The organism is Flexivirga sp. YIM B11880 (genome assembly GCF_058148645.1).
This window is the reverse complement of sequence record NZ_JBMAMH010000001.1, coordinates 648,138-672,352: the sequence shown is the minus strand read 5'-3', so window position 1 is coordinate 672,352 and position 24,215 is coordinate 648,138. Positions and strand designations below refer to the sequence as shown.

At 68.8% G+C, this 24,215-nt stretch carries 22 protein-coding genes; 14 read left to right on the top strand and 8 right to left on the bottom strand.

Annotation, left to right across the window (positions count from 1 at the left end):
- Nucleotides 1-16 precede the first annotated feature (16 nt).
- The gene (locus tag ACN8HC_RS03180) at nt 17-2,293 is read right to left on the bottom strand and encodes a transglycosylase domain-containing protein (protein ID WP_490073412.1); all 2,277 of its coding nucleotides are present in this window, start codon (nt 2,291-2,293) and stop codon (nt 17-19) included.
- 147 nt (nt 2,294-2,440) lie between these two features.
- Here ACN8HC_RS03180 and ACN8HC_RS03175 point away from each other — a divergent pair, with 147 nt between their 5' ends.
- Nucleotides 2,441-3,103, top strand: coding sequence for a PadR family transcriptional regulator (locus tag ACN8HC_RS03175; protein WP_490073411.1), 663 nt, complete (start codon nt 2,441-2,443; stop codon nt 3,101-3,103).
- A gap of 3 nt (nt 3,104-3,106) precedes the next feature.
- On the top strand, nt 3,107-4,198 hold the full coding sequence (locus ACN8HC_RS03170) for an inositol-3-phosphate synthase (protein WP_490073410.1): 1,092 nt from the start codon (nt 3,107-3,109) through the stop codon (nt 4,196-4,198).
- A 104-nt stretch (nt 4,199-4,302) separates the two neighbouring features.
- Here the strand turns inward: ACN8HC_RS03170 and ACN8HC_RS03165 are convergent, their stop codons facing one another.
- Entirely contained in the window at nt 4,303-5,097 is a 795-nt protein-coding gene (locus tag ACN8HC_RS03165; RefSeq protein ID WP_490073409.1) for an SGNH/GDSL hydrolase family protein, read from the bottom strand.
- Between the two features lie 158 nt (nt 5,098-5,255).
- On the opposite strand from ACN8HC_RS03165, the gene ACN8HC_RS03160 reads away from it, so the two are divergent.
- Entirely contained in the window at nt 5,256-6,137 is an 882-nt protein-coding gene (locus ACN8HC_RS03160) for an NYN domain-containing protein (protein ID WP_490073408.1), read from the top strand.
- Between the two features lie 74 nt (nt 6,138-6,211).
- On the opposite strand, the gene ACN8HC_RS03155 is transcribed toward ACN8HC_RS03160, so the two are convergent.
- Nucleotides 6,212-6,907 (bottom strand): hypothetical protein, encoded by a 696-nt coding sequence (locus ACN8HC_RS03155; RefSeq protein ID WP_490073407.1) that lies wholly within the window; start codon nt 6,905-6,907, stop codon nt 6,212-6,214.
- Nucleotides 6,908-7,014: 107 nt separating this feature from the next.
- On the opposite strand from ACN8HC_RS03155, the gene ACN8HC_RS03150 reads away from it, so the two are divergent.
- Nucleotides 7,015-7,302: a VOC family protein gene (locus ACN8HC_RS03150; protein ID WP_490073406.1), complete on the top strand. Its 288-nt coding sequence runs from the start codon at nt 7,015-7,017 to the stop codon at nt 7,300-7,302.
- Nucleotides 7,303-7,334: 32 nt separating this feature from the next.
- Here the strand turns inward: ACN8HC_RS03150 and ACN8HC_RS03145 are convergent, their stop codons facing one another.
- The 3 genes from ACN8HC_RS03145 to ACN8HC_RS03135 all read right to left on the bottom strand — a co-directional run bounded on the left by ACN8HC_RS03145 (nt 7,335) and on the right by ACN8HC_RS03135 (nt 10,341).
- Nucleotides 7,335-8,084: an ATP-binding cassette domain-containing protein gene (locus ACN8HC_RS03145; protein WP_490073687.1), complete on the bottom strand. Its 750-nt coding sequence runs from the start codon at nt 8,082-8,084 to the stop codon at nt 7,335-7,337.
- Between the two features lie 212 nt (nt 8,085-8,296).
- Nucleotides 8,297-9,349 (bottom strand): ABC transporter permease, encoded by a 1,053-nt coding sequence (locus ACN8HC_RS03140; protein ID WP_490073405.1) that lies wholly within the window; start codon nt 9,347-9,349, stop codon nt 8,297-8,299.
- Nucleotides 9,349-10,341: a substrate-binding domain-containing protein gene (locus ACN8HC_RS03135; RefSeq protein WP_490073404.1), complete on the bottom strand. Its 993-nt coding sequence runs from the start codon at nt 10,339-10,341 to the stop codon at nt 9,349-9,351. The genes ACN8HC_RS03140 and ACN8HC_RS03135 overlap by 1 nt, the downstream gene beginning before the upstream one ends.
- A 104-nt stretch (nt 10,342-10,445) precedes the next feature.
- Here ACN8HC_RS03135 and ACN8HC_RS03130 point away from each other — a divergent pair, with 104 nt between their 5' ends.
- A complete protein-coding gene (locus tag ACN8HC_RS03130) occupies nt 10,446-11,252 on the top strand; it encodes an aminotransferase class IV (RefSeq protein ID WP_490073403.1) in 807 nt (268 codons plus the stop codon).
- Entirely contained in the window at nt 11,237-13,252 is a 2,016-nt protein-coding gene (locus ACN8HC_RS03125) for a chorismate-binding protein (protein WP_490073402.1), read from the top strand. Before ACN8HC_RS03130 ends, ACN8HC_RS03125 begins: the two co-directional genes overlap by 16 nt.
- 129 nt (nt 13,253-13,381) lie before the next feature.
- Here the strand turns inward: ACN8HC_RS03125 and ACN8HC_RS03120 are convergent, their stop codons facing one another.
- Nucleotides 13,382-14,056, bottom strand: coding sequence for a TetR/AcrR family transcriptional regulator (locus ACN8HC_RS03120; RefSeq protein ID WP_490073401.1), 675 nt, complete (start codon nt 14,054-14,056; stop codon nt 13,382-13,384).
- Between the two features lie 280 nt (nt 14,057-14,336).
- On the opposite strand from ACN8HC_RS03120, the gene ACN8HC_RS03115 reads away from it, so the two are divergent.
- The 7 genes from ACN8HC_RS03115 (at nt 14,337) to ACN8HC_RS03085 (ending at nt 22,016) form a co-directional block, all read left to right on the top strand.
- A complete protein-coding gene (locus ACN8HC_RS03115; protein ID WP_490073400.1) occupies nt 14,337-15,785 on the top strand; it encodes an MFS transporter in 1,449 nt (482 codons plus the stop codon).
- A gap of 37 nt (nt 15,786-15,822) precedes the next feature.
- Complete coding sequence (locus ACN8HC_RS03110; protein ID WP_490073399.1) at nt 15,823-17,181, top strand: glycoside hydrolase domain-containing protein; 1,359 nt, start codon at nt 15,823-15,825, stop codon at nt 17,179-17,181.
- Nucleotides 17,182-17,238: 57 nt separating this feature from the next.
- Nucleotides 17,239-17,496 (top strand): phosphopantetheine-binding protein, encoded by a 258-nt coding sequence (locus ACN8HC_RS03105; protein ID WP_490073398.1) that lies wholly within the window; start codon nt 17,239-17,241, stop codon nt 17,494-17,496.
- A gap of 122 nt (nt 17,497-17,618) precedes the next feature.
- The gene (locus tag ACN8HC_RS03100) at nt 17,619-18,398 is read left to right on the top strand and encodes an SDR family NAD(P)-dependent oxidoreductase (RefSeq protein WP_490073397.1); all 780 of its coding nucleotides are present in this window, start codon (nt 17,619-17,621) and stop codon (nt 18,396-18,398) included.
- 2 nt (nt 18,399-18,400) lie between these two features.
- Nucleotides 18,401-19,303, top strand: coding sequence for a DMT family transporter (locus ACN8HC_RS03095; protein ID WP_490073396.1), 903 nt, complete (start codon nt 18,401-18,403; stop codon nt 19,301-19,303).
- Between the two features lie 6 nt (nt 19,304-19,309).
- Nucleotides 19,310-19,975 (top strand): DUF3159 domain-containing protein, encoded by a 666-nt coding sequence (locus ACN8HC_RS03090; RefSeq protein WP_490073395.1) that lies wholly within the window; start codon nt 19,310-19,312, stop codon nt 19,973-19,975.
- Nucleotides 19,976-20,024: 49 nt separating this feature from the next.
- Nucleotides 20,025-22,016 carry a bifunctional phosphatase PAP2/O-acyltransferase family protein gene (locus ACN8HC_RS03085; protein ID WP_490073394.1) on the top strand — a complete coding sequence of 664 codons (1,992 nt, stop codon included), beginning with the start codon at nt 20,025-20,027 and terminating at the stop codon, nt 22,014-22,016.
- A gap of 13 nt (nt 22,017-22,029) precedes the next feature.
- Here ACN8HC_RS03085 and ACN8HC_RS03080 read toward each other — a convergent pair whose 3' ends face one another.
- Complete coding sequence (locus ACN8HC_RS03080; RefSeq protein ID WP_490073393.1) at nt 22,030-23,238, bottom strand: PucR family transcriptional regulator; 1,209 nt, start codon at nt 23,236-23,238, stop codon at nt 22,030-22,032.
- Nucleotides 23,239-23,354: 116 nt separating this feature from the next.
- On the opposite strand from ACN8HC_RS03080, the gene ACN8HC_RS03075 reads away from it, so the two are divergent.
- A complete protein-coding gene (locus ACN8HC_RS03075) occupies nt 23,355-24,212 on the top strand; it encodes a squalene/phytoene synthase family protein (protein ID WP_490073392.1) in 858 nt (285 codons plus the stop codon).
- Nucleotides 24,213-24,215 lie beyond the last annotated feature (3 nt).

The following is a 24,215-nucleotide window of genomic DNA, read 5'->3' as shown; positions in this document are numbered from 1 at the left end:
TGCCGGGCGCCGGCTGTCACGGGGTCGGCTGCGGCTCCCGGGACGACGGCTGCCCGCCCGGGTTGATCGGGGGCGGGGTGATCGGGAGGCTCGACCGGGTGGTCGTCGGCGACGACGTCGGGCTCGGCGGCTGCGAGGTCGTCGTGGTCGTCGTGCTGCTGGTGGTGGTCGTGGGCGTCGGAGAGGTCGAGGACGTCGTCGACGTCGTCGAGGACGTGCCGGACGGTGTGCTGGACGGCGTGCTGGACGGCGTGGTCGGCGGGGCGCTCGAGGTGCTGGTCGGCTGCGAACTCGGCGTGTAGGTCGTGCTCGACGTCACCTGCTTGGTCGCCGGCAGCTTGGCGACCGGCTTGCCCTGGAGCGCGGCCCGCATGAAGTCCAGCCAGATGGTCGCCGGGGTGTCGCCGCCGTAGAACGACGCGTTGTGTGTGGCCTTGTCCAGGCCGACGGTGCCGGCCTTCTTGCCGGTGCCGGCATACATGCCGACCGAAACGGTCAGCTGGTCGGGCGTGAAACCGGTGAACCACGCGGAGACGTAGTGGCTCGACGTGCCGGTCTTGCCGGCCGCGGGACGGTTGAACTGCCCGGCCGTGTGGTACGCCGTGCCCTCGGGGTCGCGCAGCGGCCCCGTCATGCCGTTGACCAGGTTGGCCGCGATGTCCTTCGAGATCGCCTGCGTGGTCGCCGGGTGCGCGTCGTAGCCGTAGTCGCCGACCACGCTGCTCACCTTGTGGATGAAGTAGGGGTCGGCCTTCTTCCCCTTCGCGCTGATCGTGTTGTAGGCGTTGGCCATGTCGATCACCCGGACGGCGGCGCTGCCGAGCACGTCGGTCGGCACCGGGTCGTTCATGCCGGGTGACTTCGCCGGTATGCCGAGCTGCTGCGCAGCGGCCAGCGTCTTGCCGGTGCCGAGCGCCTCGTTGAGCCGGACGAACGCCGTGTTGGACGAGACCGCGAAGGCGCGCTTCAGGGTGAGCATGCCGAACTGCTCGCCGTTGTCGTTGGTGACGGTGACCGGCTTGCCGTTCCGGTCCTTGATGCTCAGCCGCAGTGGCGACGCGCCGCTGAACTGCGTCTGCATCGTCATGCCGTCCTGCAACGCGGCCGCCAGCGCGAACGCCTTGAAGCTCGAACCACCTTGCAGTTGTGCGTCGTTCGCCGCGCTGATGTCCTTGGCGGCATCCTGCCCGCCATACATCGCCACGATGGCGCCGTCCGGCTGCTCGGCGATGAGGCCGGTGTGCAGCGCGTCCAGCCGGGCGGTCTGACTCGGCACGTTCTGCGCGACGGCCTTGACCGCGGCCTGCTGCGACTTCTTGTCGATGGTGGTGGTGATCCGCAGGCCGCCGCGGTCGATGTCCTCCGGCGTCAGCTTCAGCTTGCTCTGCAGCTCGTGACGCACCGCGGCGACGATGTAGCCGTTCGGGCCGGAGACGACGGCTGAGTTGGGGTTGTACTTCTTGAAGACCGGCATCTGCTGCTTGTTGCGCTCGGCCTGGGTCATCCAGCCCTCCTTGACCATGCCGTCCAGGACGTAGGCCATGCGGGCGTTCGCGCGGGCCGCTGCCGCCGCGCCGTACTGCGGGTCGTAGAGACCGGGTGCGTTGATCACCGACGCCAGGAACGCACCCTGGCTCGGGTCGAGTTTCTCGACGTCCACGCCGAAGTAGGCCTGCGAGGCGGCCTCGATGCCGTAGGCGCCGCGGCCGAAGTAGATGTTGTTGAGGTAGTCCTGCAGGATCTGGTCCTTGGAGTACTTCTGGTCGATCTTCAGCGCGATCATGATCTCTTTGACCTTGCGCTTCACCGAGCGGTCCTGCGTCAGGAAGTAGTTCTTGACGTACTGCTGGGTGATGGTCGAGCCGCCTTGTTCCTGCCCGCCGGACAGCGTGCTCCACGCCGCGCGCAGCGTGCCGGTGACCGAGACGCCCGGCTCGCTGTAGAACTTGCGGTCCTCGGCCGCCAGGAACTCCCGCTGCACCGTCTTGGGGATCTGGTCCAGCTTGACGTCCTGCCGGTTGATCGCGCCGAACGAGCCGAGCTTGGTGTGCCCGTCGCTGTAGTAGATGATCGACACCTGGTTGCCGGCGTCGGCCTGCGGCTGCGGGATCGGCGTGCGCAGGTAGATGATCACCAGCGCGACGAAGCAGAGCACCCCCAGGACGAGGAAGCCGAGGACGGTTCGCCAGAAGACCTTGAAGAAGAGGCCGTGCTGCTTCTTCGGTCGCTGCGGCCGCGGCGCGCCACGCGGCGTGTTCCGGCCCGGCGAGGGCACATCAGGCTCATCCGTCACCGGTGCAGAGTAACCGCCGCGGCTTGGAAGCGGGAATCCTTCGTGTGGCACCACGCTATGTATGTCGGATGTATCGAACCGATACATCGAGTGCTGTATGGTGGTCGCACATCCACCGGGACACCGACACCTCGAGGAGGGCTTCGCATGTCACGTCGCGGCGCCATACTCGAGCTGGCGATTCTCGGCCTGCTGCACGATCAGCCGTTGCACGGCTACGAGCTGCGCAAGCAGCTGTCCGGCGTGCTCGGCGCCTTCCGCGCGGTCTCGTTCGGCTCGCTCTACCCCGCCTTGCGCGGACTCGTCGAGCGCGGCTGGATCACCGAGCGCACCGCGTCCGACCAGGACGACCGGATGACCGCGGCCCTGACCGGCAAGCGCAGCAGGATCACCTACGAGCTGACCGCGGAGGGCAAGGAGCAGTTCCAGACGCTCATGTCCCAGACCGGCCCGGCGTCGTGGGAGGACGAGAACTTCGACGTCCACTTCGCCTTCTTCGGCCGGGCCTCCAGTGATGTGCGGCTGCGCATCCTGGAGGGTCGCCGCAGTCGGCTGGAGGAGCGCCTCGACGCCTCGCGGGAGCAGTCCCGCGAGCGCCGTGAGCGCACCGACAAATACACGGCCGAGCTGCACCGCCACGGCCTCGAGTCCACCGAGCGTGAGGTTCGGTGGTTGAGCGAGTTGATCGAGACCGAACGCTCGGCATACCGCACCACCAACCCCGGCAGCACGGCGCCAGCCGAGCAGCCGGTCGATGGGGATCTCCCGGAGCAGCCTTCCGGACCCCGCGAAAAATCCGACAAGGAGTAAGAAATGGGTTCCATTCGCGTCGCCATCGTCGGCGTCGGCAACTGCGCGAGCTCCCTCGTGCAGGGTGTTGAGTACTACAAGGACGCGTCGCCCGACGAGACCGTGCCCGGCCTGATGCACGTGAAGTTCGGTGACTACCACGTCAGCGACGTGGAGTTCGTGGCGGCGTTCGACGTCGACGCGAAGAAGGTCGGCTTCGACCTCGCCGAGGCGATCAACGCCTCGGAGAACTGCACCATCAAGATCGCGGACGTGCCGCCGACCGGTGTGACCGTGCAGCGCGGCACCACGCTGGACGGCATCGGCAAGTACTACGCCCAGACGATCACCGAGTCCGACAGCGAGCCGGTCGACGTCGTCCAGGCGCTCAAGGACGCCAAGGTCGACGTGCTCGTCTCCTACCTGCCGGTCGGCTCCGAGCAGGCGGACAAGTTCTACGCGCAGTGCGCCATCGACGCCGGCGTCGCCTTCGTCAACGCGCTGCCGGTCTTCATCGCCTCCGACCCCGAGTGGGCGGCGAAGTTCGAGGCCGCCGGTGTGCCGATCATCGGCGACGACATCAAGAGCCAGGTGGGTGCCACCATCACCCACCGCGTCATGTCGAAGCTGTTCGAGGACCGCGGCGTCACGCTGGACCGCACCTACCAGCTGAACGTCGGCGGCAACATGGACTTCAAGAACATGCTCGAGCGCGAGCGCCTGGAGTCCAAGAAGGTCTCCAAGACCCAGGCCGTCACCTCCAACCTGACCGGCCCGCTCGGCGGCAAGGTCGACGACCGCAATGTGCACATCGGCCCGTCCGACTACGTCGCCTGGCTGGACGACCGCAAGTGGGCCTACGTCCGCCTCGAGGGTCGCGCGTTCGGTGACGTGCCGCTGAACCTGGAGTACAAGCTCGAGGTCTGGGACTCGCCCAACTCGGCCGGCATCATCATCGACGCCATCCGCGCCGCCAAGATCGGCAAGGACCGCGGCATCGGCGGCCCCCTGCTGTCGCCGGCCGCCTACCTGATGAAGTCCCCGCCGGAGCAGCGTGAGGACACCGAGGGCCGCGCCAAGCTCGAGGCGTTCATCAAGGGCGACGAACCGCGCTGACCCTCCCGCCGAGAGGCTCACCAAACGCCGAGAGGCTCAGTAATCGGAGCGGATTTCGCCCGGATTACTGAGCCTCTCAGTGCGTTTCTGAGCCTCTCGGCGAATCAGGCCTTGGCCGCGAACGTCGGCAGGTAGCCGCTCGCCTGGCCGGTCGCGGTCGGGTGGTAGGACTCGCTGATGTCCCACCAGTCAACCGAGTGCAGCCAGCTGCTGCTGTCACAGATCTCGTGGCCGGTGAAGGCGGGACGCACGTCGGCATACGTGAAGCCGGCCGACTGGGCTGCCGTCTGAGTGATCGAGTCGAGCAGGTTGATGCCGCCGTCGATCGCGGTGCGGGACGTCTGGCTGATGCCGATGCAGTTCTTGGTGAGGTCGTAGAAGTCCGGATAGCCCAGGACGACGACGTGCGCGTTCGGCGCCTTGGCCCTGATGCCGCTGTAGACGTTCGCAAGCTTGCCGGGCAGGTTCGCGCGGGCGTCCGCCTCGGCGGCGTCGACCTCGCTCACGCAGGTGGACGTGCCGTAGATGACGCAGTCCTCCATGATCGTGCTGAAATTCTCGTCGTTGCCGCCCACGGTGATGCTCACCAGTGTCGTGCTGCTGGACAGCGCAGGCAGCTGATTTGCAATCACGTCAGTGGTTTTCGCGCCCGAGCAGGCGACCGAGGTGTATGACGTGGGGTGATTCGCCGCAGCCCAGAGCGCGGGATAGGCCTTGGTGCTGCGGTCACAGCTGCCGCTGCTGCTGATGTAGCTGCCGGCTCCGACGCCGGAGGAATAGGAGTCACCGAGGGCGACATAGTTGATGCCCGCAGCGTGTGCGGCGAGCGCCGGGACGAAACCGAGTGCGAGCGCGGCGGAGGTGACACCGACTTTGAGGGAGAGCGAAGCACGGGACATGGGAGCTCCTAGAGTGTGGCGAGGTGTGTGCCACATCACATTGAAGACCTGTGCAACCCTCTCCGGAGGGTTTTCGAGCACCTCGTTTCCAGGTTGCGCCGGACCGGGCAGCGCGTCACGCGACGCCATACTTCCGACCTGCGCATTAGGGTCGGCTCATGAGTGACGGAGCCCGCGTCGCGGTCTACATCGACTTCGACAACATGGTGATCTCCCGCTACGACGCCCTGCACGGGTCGGGCCGCTGGCGCAAGGACGACGCGTGGCACCACGCGCCGGACGAGGGGGACAACGAGGTGTCCCGGCGGCTCATCGAGGCCGAGGTCGACCTCGGCGCGATCATCGACTACGCGTCGTCGTTCGGGACAGTTGCGCTGACGCGCGCGTATGCCGACTGGTCGGTTCCGGCGAATGCGGCATACAAGCGGCAGTTGACCGATCGTGCGGTCGACCTCGTTCAGCTCTTCGCGACGTCCGGGACGAAGAACGGTGCCGACATACGGCTGTCCATCGACGCGGTCGACGACCTCTTCCAGCACGCCGACCTCACGCACGTGGTCGTCGTCGGCGGGGACTCCGACTACATCGCGCTCGCCCAACGGTGCAAGCGGATGGGCCGGTTCGTGGTCGGCATCGGGGTCGCCGGGTCGACGAGCCGCGCGCTGGTCGCGGCGTGCGACGACTTCAGCTCGTATGGCGATCTCCCGGGCGTCACCGACGCGACCCACGAAGCGCCGGCCAGGGCCGCCACGAAGCCCGCGGCGAAGAAGACCAAGTCATCGTCGGCTCGGAAGACACCGAAAACCGCTGAAGCACAGGCGACTTCACTGTTGCGGCGGGCGTTGCAGATCGGCGCCGAGAAGAGCGAGGACGGCTGGCAACACTCCTCCAGCCTGAAGAGTCAGATGCAGCGGCTGGACTCGACGTTCAAGGAGAAATCGCTCGGGTTCTCGTCGTTCCGGGCGTTCGTGGAGAGCCACGACGACCTGCTGGAGACCAAACTCCTGGACAACGGGCAGCTCGCCGTCCGCCTGCGCTGACGCCGCGCGGCCACGGCATACGTATGGCGCCGCACCCCCGAGGTGCAGCGCCATACGCAGGTCTCCGGCGTCGGTCAGATGGTCAGCTCCGAGTCGCCCCGATGGCCGAACTTCTCGGTGAGGAAGCGGTGGTTCGCCAGCAGTTCGTCGCTGCCGAGCCGGGACGCCCGGTGCAGCTGGGCCGCGACCTGGTCGAGCAGCAGGTCGAGTTGCTCGACGATCAGCTGGTGTCCGGTCTTGCCGTCGAGCACCGGATCGGTGTCCTCGGTGCCCGGTGCCAGCGCGAGATAGGAGCGCAGCGCCTGCGGCCCGAAGTCGGTCTGGATCTGCTCGACCTCGAAGACTTGCTCGGTGGGTGCGCCGTGCTCACGCAGGTAGGTGAGGATGCTGACGCATTCCCGGTCGAGCCGCTGGGCACGCTCGCGGATGTCGGCCGGCATCCGCGCCACGCCGCTGAGACCCACCAGCGTGTCGGCCGGCAGCCGCTTGGTCAGGTCGACCCGCGGTGCCGGGACATGTGGTTCGGCTGCATCGAACCCCTCCCAGCGAGCGCGGTGCTCAGCCAGGTGCTCCTCGTCCCACCGCCATTGCTGCTGCCGTCGTTCGAGTCGGGAGGTGCGGCCACCGCACCGGGACAGACCACCGCTGCCGAGGACGACCGTGAGGATCACCATCGGCCAGACCAGCCACGATCCGACGGCGGAGACGAGCATCCAGCCGAGTGGAATCAGCAGCCACAACTGCGACCGGTGCAACCGGATCGGTGCCATCGTGTTCGCTCCTTGTCGAGTCAGTCCTCCGCAACTGGTCTCCACGCTAGACAGCGATCGGCCGATGCACCTGTGCCGAATGTCATGACTCGAGCCTGGCGTCGGTCATGGCTGAGCCGTATGCCGGACGCCTTCCCCCCACCGGTTCGGTCGGGAAACATGACACGTTCGCCGTCTGGACCGGCCGGAGCGAGCAGGTCAGCCGCGAGCTGCCGCGGACCTGCGAAGTCGGGCTGATGATCCCCGGCGGACCCGAGGCGATCGACGCCGTCCACCGGAACTGGGCGGCGAAGGGCGTCACCGTGGTCGAGCCGCCGTATGACGAGGTCTTCGGGCGCACCTTCGTCGCCGCCGACCCGGACGGCAACCTGATCCGGGTGTCACCGGTGGACTGACCGCGACCGCGGATCGCAGTCCGCGTCGCGGGTCAGGCGTCGCGCAGCTCGTGCTCCAGCTCGGCCAGCTCGTCCCCGCCGGCCATCTGGGCGGCGAGCTCCTCGACCGTGATCTGGTCCCGCGGCCGGTCGAGCACCATCTGCCCGAGCTTGAGGATGACGAAGTGGTTGCCCACGAGGTAGGCGTGGTGCGGGTTGTGCGTGATGAACACGACCGCCAGGCCCGAATCTGCAGCCTTGGCGATGTATTTCAGCACGACGCCCGACTGCTTCACGCCCAGCGCGGCGGTCGGCTCGTCCAGGATCAGCACCTTGGCGCCGAAGTAGATGGCGCGGGCGATGGCGACGCACTGCCGCTGACCGCCGCTGAGGGAGCCCACCGGGCGGTCGACGTCCGGCAGGTCGATGCCCATCCTCGCCAGTTCGTCCTGGGTGATCCGGCGCATCGCGGCCGAGTCCAGCAGCCGGAGCGGGCCCTTGCGGAGCTCGTGCGCGAGGAAGAAGTTGCGCCATACCGACATCAAGGGGGCCAGCGCGAGGTCCTGGTAGACCGTCGCGATGCCGGCGTCCACCGCGTCCCGGGGGCTGCCGAAATGCCGCGCAGTGCCGTCGATCTCCATCGTCCCGGCGGTGTAGTCGTGCAGCCCGGCCATGATCTTGATCAGCGTCGACTTGCCGGCGCCGTTGTCGCCGAGGACGCAGGTCACCTCCCCGGCGCGCACCTGCAGGTCGACGCCGGACAGGGCGCGCACGGTGCCGTAGGACTTGCCCACGCCGTCCATGCGTATGACGGGAGCGGCTTTCGATACACCTGGTCTCGATACACCTCCCCCGCTGCGCTCCTCCGGCACTCGACCGACCGACCTTTCGGCGCTCATCTCTTCTCCCTCGCCTCCGGGCCTCACTTCAGCCACCCCACGAAGTTCTCCCCCGCTGCGCTCCTCCGATACTTCGCGGGGACCCCGACCGTTCGTGTCCTCGGCTCGGTCGGCGCTCATCGCCGCTCCGCCTGTCGTCGCACCCACAGATTGATCAGCGTGGCGAGCACCAGCATGATCCCGAGGAACGTCTTGAGCCAGTCGACGTTCCAGCCGGCATAGGTGATGCCGAGGTTGGTCATGCCGTAGATCAGCGCGCCGATCGAGGCGCCGATGACCGAGCCGAAGCCGCCGGTGAGCAGGCAGCCGCCGACCACTGCCGCGATGATGTAGATGAACTCGTTGCCGACGCCCTGATTGGACTGCACCGTCGCGAAGTTGAAGAGCGTGTGCATCCCCAGCAGCCAGGCGCAGAACCCGACGAAGAGGAACAGCCCGATCTTGGTCGCGACCACCGGCACGCCGCTCGCGCGCGCCGCCTCGGCATCGCCGCCGGCCGCGAAGATCCAGTTGCCGGTGCGCGACCGCGCGAGCACGATGCCCGCGACGACGGTCAGCAGCAGCCAGAAGAGCACCGAGATGTTGATGGTGACGCCCTCGAACGAGCCGGACTTGAAGAACGTGTGGCTGGACGCGAAAACGGCGTGCGCCGAGCCGAATCCGGCCATGTCATCGATCTTCGGGGATGTCACGTTGTCGTCGATCAGCCGCGGCACCGCGAGGTTGGCGCCCTGCAGCACGAAGTAGGTGCCCAGGGTCACCAGGAAGCTCGGCAGCTTCGTGCGGTGGAGTAACCAGCCGTTCGCGAAACCCACGAGCAGCGACACCACCAGCGCGAGGAACACGCCGACCCAGATGTTGAAGTTGAACTCCCACGCCAGCATCGAGGCGGCGAGCGCCGAACTCGTCACTGCGACGCCCGCGGAGAGGTCGAACTCGCCGCCGATCATCAGCAGCGCCACGGGCACCGCCATGATCCCGATCGCCGACGCCTGGTAGAGGATCGTGCCGACGTTGGCCAGCCCGCGGAACGCCGGAGCGACTGACAGGAACAGCACGCAGATCGCGATGGCGCCGAGCAGTGCCCCGATCTCCGGCTTGCCGAGCAGCGTCGCGATCGGCGAGCGCGGCGCGGTGCGGGTGTCGGTGGCCGTCGCAATGCTCGCCATCAGCGGGTGCCCTTCTCGGCATACGCGGCGACGGCATCGACGTTGGACTTGTCGACGAATGCCGGCCCGGTCAGGGTGGGCTTGCCGCCACCGATCGTGTCGCCGTTGGTGCGGTAGAGCCAGAGCGCGTCGATCGCGAGGTAGCCCTGCAGCCACGGCTGCTGGTCGACCGCGAACTGCACGCTGCCCGCCGTGATCGCCTTGACGATGCCGGCGTTGGTGTCGAAGGTGCCCACCTTCGCCTTGGATCCGGTGCTGCTGACGGCCTGGACGGCGTTCAGCGCGACGTCGCCCTGCAACGCCATGATCCAGTCGATCTGCTTGTCCTGCTGCAGTTTTGCGGTGATCGTCGACCGGACCGACGGCAGGTCGGCGCCGTTGACGTAGACGATCTGGGTGCCCGGCACCTTCTCCTTCACGCCGTTGCAGCGGTCGTTCAGCCCGATGTTGCCCTGCTCGTGGATGATGCAGATCGGGTGCTTCGCGCCGGCCTCCTTCAGCCGGGTGCCGGCCGCCTCGCCGGCAACCTTCTCGTCCTGCCCGAAGAAGCCGATCAGCCCCATCGGCCCCATCTGGTCGGTGCCGGAGTTGAGCCCGTCGACCGGAATGCCGGCGGCCTCGGCGTTCTTGATCGCGCTCTTCAACGCATCCGGCTTGGCCAGCGTCACCGCGATGCCGCCGACCTTCTTGTCCACCGCTGCCTGCACGAGACTGGCCTGCTTGGACGCGTCCGGGTCGGAGTAGTACTGCAGGTCGACGTTGTCCTTGTCGGCGGCCGCCTGCGCGCCCTTCCGCACCATGTCCCAGAAGGTGTCGCCCGGCGCCGAGTGCGTGATCAGCGCCGCGGTGAAGCGTGGCGTGTTGGCGTGCCCGCCGCTGCCGCTCTGCTGCTCCGTCGCCTTCTTGCCGCCAGTGCTGCTGCACCCGGCCATCGCCATCGCGCCGACCAGCGCGACCACCGCGATGCGTCCTCGCCTGCCTTGAATGCTCACGTCTTCCTCACCTTCACCTCGCCCCTGACCAGGGCACTCCTCGCGAGTATGCCGAACCTCGGCCGTCCCGCCCGACGTCACACGCGGTGTGCTACTCATCAGGCATGACATCCGCGATGGCGTGCACGCGCGGCTCGGCATGCGCGGTACTCACCGACCGCACCGTCGAAGAGCTGGCCCGCGAGTCGCCGATCGTGCTCGACTCGTGGCAGCTGTATGACGGCGCGGCTGTCGCGGTGGACCGCCATCGGGAGCGTTTCACCGCCGACGCGGCCGCCATCTTCGGTGTGGGACGCGAGGCAGCGCGCGCGGCATACGACCACGCCCTGACTCACCTGCCGCGGACCGGCTCGTGGTTCCCGGCGCTCGTCTGGACGAACGCCGGCCTTCGGTGCTGCGTCCGGCCGTTTCCCGTGGAACAGTTGCGCACCGCCGCGACACTGGCGGCGGAGCCGGTGGCAGACGAGCGAGAACAGCCTCGTGTCAAGGGAATCGACCACCTGTGGCAGCTCGGCCGGCGCCGCGACTCCGTCGCCGAGGGGTACGACGACCGGCTGTTCGTCACCGCCGAGGACTTGGTCAGCGAGGCGGTCTTCGCGACACTGGTCGTCATACGGGGCCGTGAGCTGGTGGTGCCGAACGCTCCACGACTGCCGAGCGTCACGCTGGCAGTGCTGCGCGAGCAGGCGCCGGCACTCGGCTGGTCCGTCCGCGACGAAGAGGTGACGATGGCGGCGGTCAGCGCAGCCGACACGTTGCTGCTCCTCTCGGCGTTGCACGGGGTGCGGGTCGTCCAGCGTCTCGGGCCGCGGACGCTGCGTCCGGATCATGAGCTGCGAAAGTCGCTGCAGGCGGCGCTCGAGTCGGCCCGGCGACCGGTCGTGAGGAGCGCCTCGTGCGGGTCCTGCTGATCGACAACCACGACAGCTTCACGCACAACCTGGTGCAGCTGGTGAGTGCGGTGCCCGGTGTCACCGTCGACGTGCTGCGCAACGATGCCCCACTGCCGGCCGACTGGTCGACGCGCTATGGCGCGGTCGTCATCTCGCCCGGACCGGGTCATCCGGCGGTCGACGGCGACGTCGGGATCTCGCGCGTGGTGCTCGAGCACAGCGACCTGCCCGTGCTCGGCGTGTGCCTCGGGCACCAGTTGCTGGCGTTGCTCGCCGGCGGGGTGGTCGACCGGTCACCGCATCCGAGGCACGGCGAGACGTCGACCGTCATACACCGTGGTGATGCGCTGTTCGACGGCATACCAACGGAATTCACCGCGGTGCGCTACCACAGCCTGGACGTGCGGACACTCACCGAGCAGATCGTCCCCCTCGCGTATGCCGACGACGGCACCCTCATGGCGCTGCGGCTGCGCGACCGGCCGCGCTGGGGCGTGCAGTTCCATCCGGAGTCGATCGGGAGCGACCACGGCGCCACCCTGATCGGCAACTTCCTCGCCGCGGCCGCGACCGCTGCACGCGGTCCGGCCGCCCCGATGCCGTCGCGGCAGCGCTCCGTTCCGCTGCCGGGACGCTGCTCGGTGGAGCAGGTACTGGACCGGATCGGCGAACGGCCGCGCATCGTGCTGGACGGCATCGAGAGTGCCGCCGGGCCGGTCACCGTCCTCGGCTGGGACTCGCCCTGGTCGCATGAGCTGTCCGGAGTGGCCGGCGGCGGGACGCGCGCAAGTTACCCGGACGGCACCGCAACCATGGTCTCCTCGTCGGTGCTCGACGAGCTGCAACGCCGGCTGCGGCCCGGCGTGATCGAGGACGGCGCGGGAGCCATCGCGCTCGGGTATGCCGGATTCCTCGGGTACGAAATGGGATTCGAGCTGCTCGGGCTCGACGTCCCGCGTGCTTCGGATCCGCACTGGCCGGACGCCTGGTGGACCCTGGTGACCCGGGCGGTCGTCGTCGGACCGGAAGACACCTGTTGGGTAGCGGGACTGGACGACCCGGACAACGCGGCGTCGGTTGCCGCGCTGGACACCTGGCTGCACGCAACCGGTGACCGGTTGTCCGCTGCGCGCGTGCCGGCCGGTCAGTCGAGGACCGATACGCCGCCGGCCGTCGAATTCCGCTGGCAGCACGACGAATACCTGCGGCTGATCGGCGCGTGCCAGGACGCCATTGCCCGCGGTGAGTCCTACGAGCTGTGCCTCACCAACCGGTTGCACGGCACCTTCGGCGGAGACGCGGTGCGGCTGTTCCGCGCGCTCCGGGCGGGCGGCCGGGTGCCGCGGGCGGCATACCTCCGCCTCGACGACGAGCACGTCGTGGTGTCCGGCTCACCGGAACTCTTCCTCGCGGTCGACTCCGCCGGCCACGCCCGCACCGAGCCGATCAAGGGCACTCGTCCTGCGACCGTCGACGCGGGCACCGACCGGGCGACCGCGGCCGAACTGGCCGGCTCACGCAAGGACCGCGCCGAGAACCTGATGATCGTCGACCTGATGCGCAACGACTTCCACCGCGTCGCCGTGCCGGGGTCGACCACCGTCACCGCCTTGTATGACGTCCGCCGCTTCCCCACCGTGCTGCAGCTGGTCAGCACGATCGAGTGCGACCTGCCGGCCGGCACCGGTGTGGTCGAGCTGCTGCGCGCCACCTTCCCGCCCGGCTCGATGACCGGCGCACCCAAGGAACGCTCGGTGCGGATCCTCGGCGAACTCGAAGGCGAGCGCCGCGGCGTCTACTCCGGCAGCATCGGGCTGCTCGGGCTGGACGGCACCGCCACCCTCAACGTCGCCATCCGCACGCTCCAACTGACCGGCGACCGGTTCGTGCTCGGAGTAGGCGGCGCGATCACCCAGCTGTCCGAACCCGAAGCGGAGTGGCAGGAAACGCTCGACAAGGCGCAGTCCGCGCTCAACGCCATGGCCGAAGTACAGGTGGTGGACCGGTCGACCCCCTGAGGCCCCCGTGACCGACAGGCTCAGTAAATGCCGAGAGGCCCAGAACGAGCGCGCCGAAGTGCCGGCTTTGCTGAGCCTCTCGATCCCTTTCTGAGCCTCTCGGCAAGGGGGACGAGCGGCGTGTTGTGCTTAGTCGGCGGGGACGGCGTTCGGGGCGCCGAAGCGGAGGCCGTCGTAGACGAGGTCCACGACGGCGAGCGAGGTCTGCTGGCCCTCCGGGGTGGTGGACGCCAGACAGATGCCGCCGAGTGCCCGGGTGAGCTTCTCCGCCGTGGCGTCCGGGCGCACCACACCGGCTGCGATCGCCGGTTGCAACACCCGCTCGGCAGACTCCCGCATCACCCGACGCGCCGACTCGAAGGTCTCCGGATTGCCCTGCGTCATCGACCGCAGCAGATTGATGAGGCCCATCTTCACCGCGTAGTACTCGACGAAGCCGCGCATCCACTCGTGCAGCGCCTCGCCGGGCTCCAGCTCCTTGGGCAGGTCGTAGGACCGCTGCTCCAGACCGGCCACTTGATCGCCGTAGACCGCCAGCACCAACTCGCAGCGGGTCGGGAAGTGCCGGTAGAGGGTCCCGATGCCCACCCCTGCACGCTTGGCGATCTCGTCCAGCGGGGTGTCGACGTCCTCGGTGAAGGCCTTCGTCGCGATATCGATGAGCTTCTGCCGGTTGCGCGCCGCGTCGGCCCGTAGCGGCTTGCCACCGCAGGCCGAATCCGTTGCCTTATCAGCGCTTTCCGGGGTTTCGCGCGCGTTCTTCGCCGTCGCTCTGGGCGTCGTTGCCGTGCCGCTTCGGGCCATCGTCCTCACACCTCAACGGCATACCCGGTTGCAAAACCGGAGGATGCCTCCGTATAGTTCTAAGCGGAGATCCTCTCCGCTTCCATATTCATGGTACGCCTCGCTCTCGCGAAGGACATCACTCGTGACCATTACTACCAAGTCTCGTCCCACAAACGGGGAATCCGATAACAGGCGCCACCGACGTCGGGTCTCGATACAGGCTCGCCTAGCGGCTCGCCTTACTCGACCAGCGACGACAGGGCTCGGCGACCGGGAGCGCCCCCACCGCACAGGGCTGGTGCTGACCGCTGTGCTCGTGACCCAGCTGATGCTGGTGCTGGACGCCGCGATCGTGAACATCGCGCTGCCGGACATCGGCAGCCAGCTGCACATGACGTCGGCCTCGCTGTCCTGGATCGTCAACGCCTACACGCTCGCCTTCGGCGGCCTGCTGCTGCTCGGCGCCCGTGCCGGTGACATCCTCGGCCGGCGCACCACCTTCCTGGCCGGTATGGCGGTCTTCGTCGCCGCGTCGTTCGCCGGGGGCGTGTCCCAGGGTGAGGGGCTCCTGCTCGCCGCCCGGGCACTCCAGGGAGCCGGTGCCGCGTTCGCCGCACCCTCCGCGCTCGCGATCCTGATGTCGCTCTACAAGCCCGGCGCGGAGCAGACCCGCGCCATCGGCTGGTACACCGTCGTCTCGGCGTCGGGCGCCGCGACCGGCCTGCTCGCCGGTGGCATCCTCACCTCGGTCGCCTCCTGGCGCTGGGTCTTCTTCGTCAACGTTCCGATCGGCATCGCGGTGCTGGCCGCCGGCTGGCGTTCGCTCTCGCGCGACAAGGGTGTGCGCGGCTCCGTCGACGTGGCGGGTGCGTTGCTCGTCACCGTCGGAATGACCTCCGTGGTTTACGGATTCATCCGTGCAGCCTCCGACGGCTGGACGGACGGCGGCACGCTCGCTGCCTTCGGCGCCGGCATCGCACTGCTCGCCGTCTTCCTCGGTGTCGAGCTGCGGGCCACCGCACCGGTGATGCCGCTGCGACTCTTCGCCGACCGCGATCGCGCCACGGCATACCTCGCCCGGCTGATGCTCGTCGCGGGTTCGCTCGGCTCGTTCTTCTTCATGAGCCAGTACATGCAGATCGTCCTCGGCTGGACGCCGTGGCAGTCGGGGGTGGCGTTCCTGCCCTTCCCGGTGACCATCTTCGTCAGCTCGCAACTGGTCGCCCGGGTGATCTCCAATCACTACTCGACGAAGGCGATCGCCGCCGTGGGCACCCTGTTGTCGACCGTCGGCATGCTGATGCTGACCACGCTGACCGCACACACGACCTACCTGCAGATGCTGCCGGGGTTCGTCGTCTTCGCCCTCGGCAACGGCATCGCCTTCGTGCCGCTGACCACCGCCGGGCTGTCCCGGGTCGAGCCGTCGGACACCTCGGTCGCCTCGGGCCTGGTCAACGTCACCCAGCAACTGGGCGGCGCGCTCGGGCTCGCGGTGCTGGTCACGGTGTTCGCCACGGCGGGCAAGGATCCGGCCGTCGCGCCAGGGGCGAGCGAGCACGCCATACACACCTTCGTGGCCGGCGTCGACCGCGGTTTCCAGGTCGGTGGGCTGATGCTGTTCGGGGCCTTCGCGCTCGTGCTGCTCGTCATGCGGCGGCCGGCGCGGGGTGCGGCGGCGCGGGACGCCGCCCAGCCGGTCGAACAGCTGCGGGACACGGAGGAGATTGCCCTGGAGATCGGCTGAAACCAGCCTCTGGTGCTGTGAGACGACTGGGAGTTCAATGAATATCCCCGTCACCGTCCGAGAGGAGGCGGCCATGCTGTTGTCCTCGCGCGTCGGCCGGCTCGGCACCCTAGTCATCGGCTCAGGCTTGGCCACGTCCGCAGCGCTCATCTGGGCGCCGGCGGCCGTGGCCGACCCGGCCACCTCCATCGGCTACCCGGCCGCGTCCACCACCAACAGGTTCGCCGGCAAGGCGTTCGACGCGTGCGCGGCGCCGTCCATCACCGCCATGCGGGCCTGGCTCGCGTCTCCCTATCGCGGCATCGGCATCTACTTCGGTGGCGTGAGCCGCACCTGCAGCCAGCCGAACCTGACCGCATCATGGGTCAGTCAGGCCAGCCGGATGGGTTGGCGGCTGATCCCGATCTACAAGGGCCTGCAACCACCGTGCGGTGGGCGGACGACCGACCCGAAGATCAACCCGTCCACCGCGCTCGCGCAGGGCAGTGCCAGCGCGGACGACGCCGTGAGCAAGGCCGGCACGCTCGGCCTGCGAGCCGGCAGCGCGTTCTACCTGGACATCGAGAACTACGCGCGAAACAACACCACCTGTCGCACCGCGGTGCTGTCCTTCATCTCTGGGTGGACGACGCGGCTGCACGCCCGCGGCTACCTGGCCGGGGTGTATCTGAACCTCACCCTGGGTGCCACGGACCTCGCGGCGGTCTACAACTCGACGGGTTACGCGCGGCCGGATGCGCTGTGGGTGGCCCGGTATGACGGAGTCGGCTCGACCACCGGCTGGTCGGGGATCAGCAGCACCTACTGGGCCTTCCACCAACGCGGCAAGCAGTATCTCGGCGGCCACGACGCGACCTACGGCGGTGTCACGATCAACATCGACACCGACCAGTGGGACGCGCCGGTCGCATCGGTCGCCGGCGCATGGACGGTCACCTCGAGCGTGCCGCTCAACGCCCGGTCCGGACCGGCCACGACATACCCGGTCGTGCGCACCCATCAACCGCGCAGCAGCCTGCAGGTGCTCTGTCAGGTCAGCGGGGAACTGGTCGCCACCACGCGGATCTGGGACCGGCTCACCGACGGCACCTACGTCAGCGACTACTGGGTGAGCACCCCGTCCCGGACCACCTGGTCCGGGGCGCCGCGGTGCGCGCACAGTTACCAGGTGGCGGTCGCCGACACGCTCAACGTGCGGTCCGGGCCGTCGACGGCATACGGGGTGGTCGGGACGATCCCGAACGGCGGGCTGGCTCGGGTCTGGTGCCAGCGCAGCAGTCAGCAGGTCGCGACGACGAAGATCTGGGACCAGCTCGACAACGGCCGCTGGGTGAGCGACTACTACGTCGTCGACCGGAGCAGCACCGGCTACAGCGCGCCGGTGCCGCGCTGCTGAGCACCGTGTCGGACGATTGGCTGCAAACGCTCAGGAAGTAAGGGTAACCTCAGTCGCATGTCGACCGCTGATACGTCGAGGAGAGCCCTGCTGCGGGCCGCCGATCTGCGTGCTGCCATCGCCGGTCTGGTGGACGTGCCGATCGAGCGACTCTCCGACCAGGCGAACCTCATCGAACACGGCATCGATTCACTGCGGGTCATCCAGCTGGCCGAGCGCTGGTCGCGGCTGACCGGTCGCGTCGTGCGCTTCGCCGACCTGGCCGCCGAGCCGACCTTGGCCGCCTGGGCGCGCATCGTCGGCGTGAAGGCCTGAGCAAATCCGTCGATCCGGCGTGCCCCCTCCAATATGGTTGGGTCCGTGGAGGATTGACGTCACCGCTCGAGCGGTCACCGTCCACCCTCAGCCATCGACGAGCGGAAAGGTCTTGTGCACCAATGAGATTGCGCGGCAGTTTCGCTCTGGTGACCGGCAGCAGCGGCGGCCTCGGCGCGGCCGTCGCACGCGAGCTCGCCCGGCACGGAGTGCGCGTCGTCGTGCACGGCCGAGACGCCGAACGCACCAAAAGCGTTGCACAACAACTCGATGCGGCGCAGGTCGTCGGCGACCTCACCGATCCCGCGCAAGTGCAGCGCATCGCCGAGGAGGCGACCGCGGCCCACGGCCGGCTCGACCTGGTCGTCCACAACGCCGGCATCGGCTGGCAGGGCAGCTTCGACACCATGCCACCGCAGCGCGTCACCGAACTCGTCGCAACCGATCTCACCGCGCCGATCCTGCTGACCCGCGCAGTCTTGCCGGGAATGCTCCAGCGCAGCTGCGGCCATCTGTGCTTCATCAGCAGCATCGCGGGCCGCTCCGGTGTCGCCGGAGAGGCGGTGTATGCCGCCGGCAAGGCCGGCCTCGACACGTTCGCCGACTCGCTGCGGCTGGAAGCGGCCGGGAGCGGTGTCGAGGTCAGCACGTTCGTCCCCGCCGTGGTCGACACCGAGTTCTTCACCCACCGCGGTGCGCCGTACGAGCGCCGTTCTCCGAAGCCCCGCGACCCGGAACGCGTTGCCCGGCAAGTCGTTTCGCTCATCGCATCCGGTGGTATCGAGCGATGGAGTGATCCAGCACTCCGGGTCGCCCCCGTCATCCGCGCGATGTGGCCCACGGCATACAACCGACTGGCCGGGCGTTGGGGTGAGGAGACGAGGCTGAAAGGGGACGGCTGAGCATGCTCTGGCTGGTGTTGCTGCTCGCGTGCGCGGCCGCGTTCGCGTTCGCACTCTCCGCCATGCTGGAGCAGCGCGCCGCCTCCCAGGCCAACAGTTCACACTCGCTCGACACCGTGCACGGCTTCTCGGCCTTCGTGCGGGCACTGGTCCGCCGCAAGCTGTGGCTGACCGGCTTCGTGATCAACAACGTCGGCTTCCTCATCCAGGCCGCCGCCCTGCACGTGGGCAGCGTCGCGGTGGTGCAACCGGTCATGGTCAGCCAGGTGCTCTTCGCACTGCTGCTGACCGGCCTCGGCAGCCGGCTGCGCCCGACGGCCAAGGACTGGTTCTACGTGCTGTGCATCTGCGTCGGCCTTGTCGTGCTGCTCTCCGTGGGCGGCGCGGCGCCGCTGCACGGCGCGCCCGACCGGGAGCGGGTCATCTGGGTGTTGCTCGCGATGGCCGCGTGCGTGGTCGTGCTCGTCGCGTCCGCCCGGGGGCAGGCCGGTGCGCGTGCCGCCAGCCTGCTGCTGGCCATCGCGGCGGGCATCTGCTTCGCCGGCAACGCGGTGCTGATCAAGCTGACCACCGAGGACCTCTTCGGGCCCGGCGTGCTGCACACCGCGCTGGACTGGCCGGGTTACAGCCTGGCGGTCGCCACGGCGTCGGGGCTGCTCATCGAGCAGGCGGCCTTCGCACACGGCTCGCTGCCGTGGGCGGTCGCCGCGATGAGCATCACCAACCCGGTCATCAGCTACCTGGCCGGCATCTTCGGCTTCCACGTCACCGCACCGCACTCGCCGGGAGCGCTCGCCGCAGTGTCGGTCACCGCAGTCCTGATCGGGATCGGGATCAGCGGACTGGCCCATTCGCCGCTCACGCGCAGCCGGAGCGAGGCTCCTTCACAGGTGGCGGTGCCATAGTGGACTATGCCTTTGCCACCAGCCGCGGCTTCGCCGGCCTGTCAGCTGATCATCGACAGGGCGTTCGTGCGCGCTTCCGTGCTCCGAGCGGGCCGCCTGGCGCTCGAAGCAGCAGTGATCCCCTCCCTGCTGCTGTATGCCGCCCTCGCCACCGTCGGACAGCTCTGGGGGCTGATCTCGGTGCTGGTCTGGTCCGGCCTCATCGTGGCGGTCCGCGTGCGCAGCCAGTCCACCGTGCCCCGCACCCTGCTCATCGCGGTGCTGATGCTGGTCGGCCGCACATCGCTGTCGCTCGCCCTGTCCAGCATCTACATCTACCTGCTGCAGCCGATCGCCGGATCGCTGATGATGGCAGTGATCTTCCTCGGCAGTGCGGCCATCGGCAAACCGATCACGAAGCACCTGTGCCGCGACTTCGTCGCGCTGCCGCAGATGCTCTTCCACGACAAGCGGGCGCACCGGATGTTCAGCCAGGTCTGCATCCTGTGGGGCGCCTCACGGCTCATCGACGTCGGCATGAGCATGGGTTTCCTGCACCTCGGAGCACGCAATGCCCTGCTGTCGCGTGGACTGTTCAGCACGTCGCTGACTGTCCTCACCATCGCGGTGTGCATCGCCTGGGGTTGGAGCCGGCTGCGCCGGATGCCCGATTTCACCATCGCCTTCGCCTGAGCCCCACGAAGTTACGGAGGCATCGAGCTCTTCGCGGCGGTGAGTCCGCGTGAGCGCGACGCACACCCGCCTGCCGCATCCACATCGACCGCCCGTGCCCCAGGCGCGGCGACCGCGTCTCCTCGGGGAACTCGCGCTGGGCGCCGCACTCTTCGCGGCATACCTCTTCGTCGACTCGTTCCACACACCCGCCCGCACGGCCGCCGCCCGCTCCCATGGGGAGCAGCTGCTCCGGCTGGAGCAATGGCTGCACCTCGACCTCGAGCGCGGCCTGAACAGCTGGCTCGCGGGGCACCCGGCGCTGATGACCGCCGCCAACTACGAATACGCGACGACCTACCTCGTGTCAGCAGCGCTGCTGCTGGTGATCACCTATGTGTGGGCGCCGCCGCTCTACCGGCAGGCCCGCAACTCGTTCATCGTGCTCAACCTCATCGCGTTCGTGTGCTTCGCGGCGCTGCCGCTGATGCCTCCCCGGATGCTGCCCGACTTCGTCGACACGGTCGCGACGGGCGGCACGGTAGGTTCATGGGGCTCGCCGCTGGTCGCGGGGGCCAATCAGCTCGCCGCGATGCCATCGCTGCACATGGCCTGGGCGCTCTGGGTGAGCGTCATGCTGGCCCGGATGTCGCGCAGCGCGTGGCTCCAGGTCACCAGCGCCGTCCACGTGGGTGTCACCCTGTATGTCGTGCTCGCGACCGCCAACCACTACCTGCTGGACGCCGTCGGGGCGGCGGCCGTCGTAGTGGTCGCCGTGGCGGCGACCGAGTGGTGGGACCGTCGGCGACCCGGGGAGGAGCCGATGCCGACGTCGGACGCCTTCTTCCTGGACGTCGAGTCGCCCGGCCACGCGCAGAACGTCGGCGGACTCGCGATGCTGCAGGGCACACCCGACTACGCGGCGATCCGCGACAACCTGGCCGCGCAATTGCGGGCGTTGCCGCACTTCACCGACCGGCTGGTCGCACCGACCACCTACCGCTGGGTGCCGGCCGGGCCGATCGACTGGTCGTACCACCTGGTGGAGCGAACGCTGCCGGCCGGCGCCGATCTCGACGCGCTGGTCGGTGAACTCACCGGACAAGAGCTGCCGCGGGACCGGCCGCTCTGGCGGGTCTGGCTGATCCGCGGGGCCGGTGACCAGGTGGCGTTCTGCATCGTGATGCACCACTGCATGGCGGACGGCATCGGTGCGGTCGCGAAGCTGCTGAATCTGCTGCAGCCCCACCATGCACTGCCCATCCCGGACCGTCCGGGTCCGACGTTGCTGCAACGCGGCGGCGGCGTCATACAGGGGTTGGCGCAGTTGGCGACGGACGGCAAGCCGGCCGCGCTGCTGCCACCGGGTGGGCCGCGGCGCGGTTTCGCGACCGTCGAGGTGCCGCTCCCGGCGGTGCAGGAGGTCGCGCGTGGTCACCGGATGCGGGTGACCGAGTTACTGCTCGCCGCGACCGGCATCGCCCTCGCCGAGGTCGACCCGGGGCTGGCCGGCGCGTGCGACCACCGGCTGCGCGTGTCGGTGCCCGTCATGCTGCGGGCGCCCGGCGCGGGGTCGGACGACGGTGGCAATCTGACCGGCGCGGTGATCGTCGACACACCGGCCCGGAAAGCGTCGATCGACGCCGTGCACGACGAGGTATGCCGTGCCGGATCCGCCCTGCGCACGCCGACCCGGGCACTGGCCGCCCGGTGGGTGATGGCCTCGGCGCTGCGCGCGGTGCCGCACCGCGGCCGCCGGCTGTTCGCCCGAACAGTCTACGGGCGCAAGTTCTTTCAGGCGATCGTCTCCAACATGCCGGGCCCGGACCAGGAGTTCACCATGGTCGGCTGCCCGCTCGTGCGCGTGCACCCGATCCTGCCGCCGGCCCCCGGCATACCACTGACCGTCGGAGCACTCAGCTGGAACGGCTCGCTCGGCATCACCGTCGTCACCGACGCGGACGTGCTCGATGCGCGCGCGTTCGCGCAGGTCCTGCAGGAACGGGTGCTGCAGTCACCGCTGCTCGACGGCGACGAGGGTGCGGAGATGGCGCTGCACTGAGCCCCGGCTGGCCTCACTCCGCGGGCGCGCCCCACACGAGTGCGAGAAACAGCTGGGCGCGTTGCTCGGGGTCGTCGAGGGCGTCGCCGAACACTCCGCGGAGCTGGTCGAGGCGATAGCGCACCGTCTGCGGGTGGATGTGCAGTTCCTCGGCCACGGCGGCCCGGGAGCCGAAGTGCCGCAGCCACGAGGTGAGGGTCTCGACCAGCCGTTCCTGGCTTCCGCCGGGCAGCCGGTCGAGCGGGGTCAGCACCCGAGAACGCAACGCTGCCAAGAGTTCCGGGTTGCGGTGGACCAGCATCGTGTCGATGTGCTCCGGCACGAAGATCACCCGTGCCGGCAGCACGCCGGCGCCCTGCAGACGGCGTGCGCTGCGCGCGACGCGCATGCTGCGACGCGCCTCGGTGACCGGGACCGGCGGGCCGACCACGGCCGGCACCTCCCCCAGCGCGCGCTGGAGGCGGGGCCCGATCCCCGCGACCCAGGGGACCAGCCAGCCGACCACGTCGCCCACGTGCACGACCAGCCACTCCGGGTCCAGCCGCGGGCGGGTCGTGAGCGGCGGGTCGTCCTGATCGCGCAGCAGGACGAACGCCAGCTCGTCCGGGACCACCCAGCCGGCCTGATCGGCCGCGAGCAGCACGGCGTTGCGGTCCGGAATCGTCGACATCAGCAGACCGGACAACTCGCCACGCGCCCGGTGTGACACCAGCCCGCGCTCGGACTGCTCGCGCACGTAGCCGTCGGTGGTGCGTGCCGAGATGTCGTGGGTCAGCATGAAGAGCGTCTCGGCAAGCCGCGACAGCCTGCGAGTGTCGAGCCCTACCTCCATCGCCTCCCGCGAGATGTGCGCCCACGCGACGCGGGCGCCCGCCTGGTATGCCGTGAGAATGCCGTTCAGGTCGCGTCCCTGCTGGAACTGCGCACGTCCCAGCTGATCGAACATCGCCACCAGCAACGGATCGAGTTCTGGTGCCACGACCGGACGCTCCAGCGCCGCTCCGTTGATCGTCGCGAGCAGTCGCGGAATCACCTGATCCGCAGCCTCGGCGAGCGTCGTGCCGCGCTCCGACGCGAACGCGAGGCACGCCGGCCACAGCACCTCGAGCTCTTCGGCGACCGCGGCCATGATCTCGGCGAACCGCGTCTGCAGGCGTGTCTGCAGGATCCGCAACTCGGGTGGCGGCCCTGGTGTCCCGGCAACCTGCAGCGTCTGCCCCATCAGGTCAAGGCTCCCATAGATTCGTCAGATCTATCACTTGGTGACAAACAATCTGCCCCGACGCCACACCTTCCGGTGCAGCGCCCGGAGATTCATCCGAGAGATCCTGAGATCAAATGATCGACGCAGCCTGCTCATCCGGCGTCGTCAACGCGGACGGCGCGCCCACGGCAGCGACCGAGAACTTCCCGGTTGCGCTGCGCATCCTGCCTGTTCGCTACCGGGGAGCACTTTTCGCGATCTACGAGGTCGCACGCGCCATCGACCAACTCGGCGATGCCGCACCGGGCGACCGGGTGGCGGCGCTCACGGCGTTCCGAGCAGACCTGCGCCGGTTGCGTGACGGGCAGCAACCGTCAGAGCAGGTGCTGCGCGATCTGGCGCCATACGCGTTCCGATTTGCCTTGCCATTGCAGTCTTTTGACGATCTGATCGAAGCCAACGTGATGGATCAGCGGGTGACCCGCTATGCCACGTTCGACGCGTTGCTCGGCTACTGCGCGCTCTCGGCGCATCCGGTGGGCAGGCTCGTCCTCGCGGTGTTCGGGCAGTCCACGCCCGCACGCGCTGGCTGGAGTGACTCGGTGTGCGCCGCGCTGCAGGTGCTCGAGCACTGTCAGGACGTCGCCGAGGATCGAGCCGCCGGACGGGTCTACCTGCCGCAGGACCACCTGGCCGACGAAGGGCTCACCGACGCCACCCTCCTGCGGCCGGCGAATGCGCCGGCGCTGCGCCGGGTAGTGCTGCGAGAGGTGAGGTCGGCACGCGACATGTTGCGGGCCGGCACGCCGCTCGTTGCGCAGTTGCGCGGCTGGGGGCGACTCGCGGTCGCGGGTTACGTCGCAGGCGGGCTCGCCACCGCCGATGCGATCGAACGCGCACGAGGGGACGTCGTCACGCACGCACCCGTGAAACCTTCACGGATCACCATGCTGCGACACGGGATTCGGCTGCTGCTGACCAGGAGGGCATGAGAG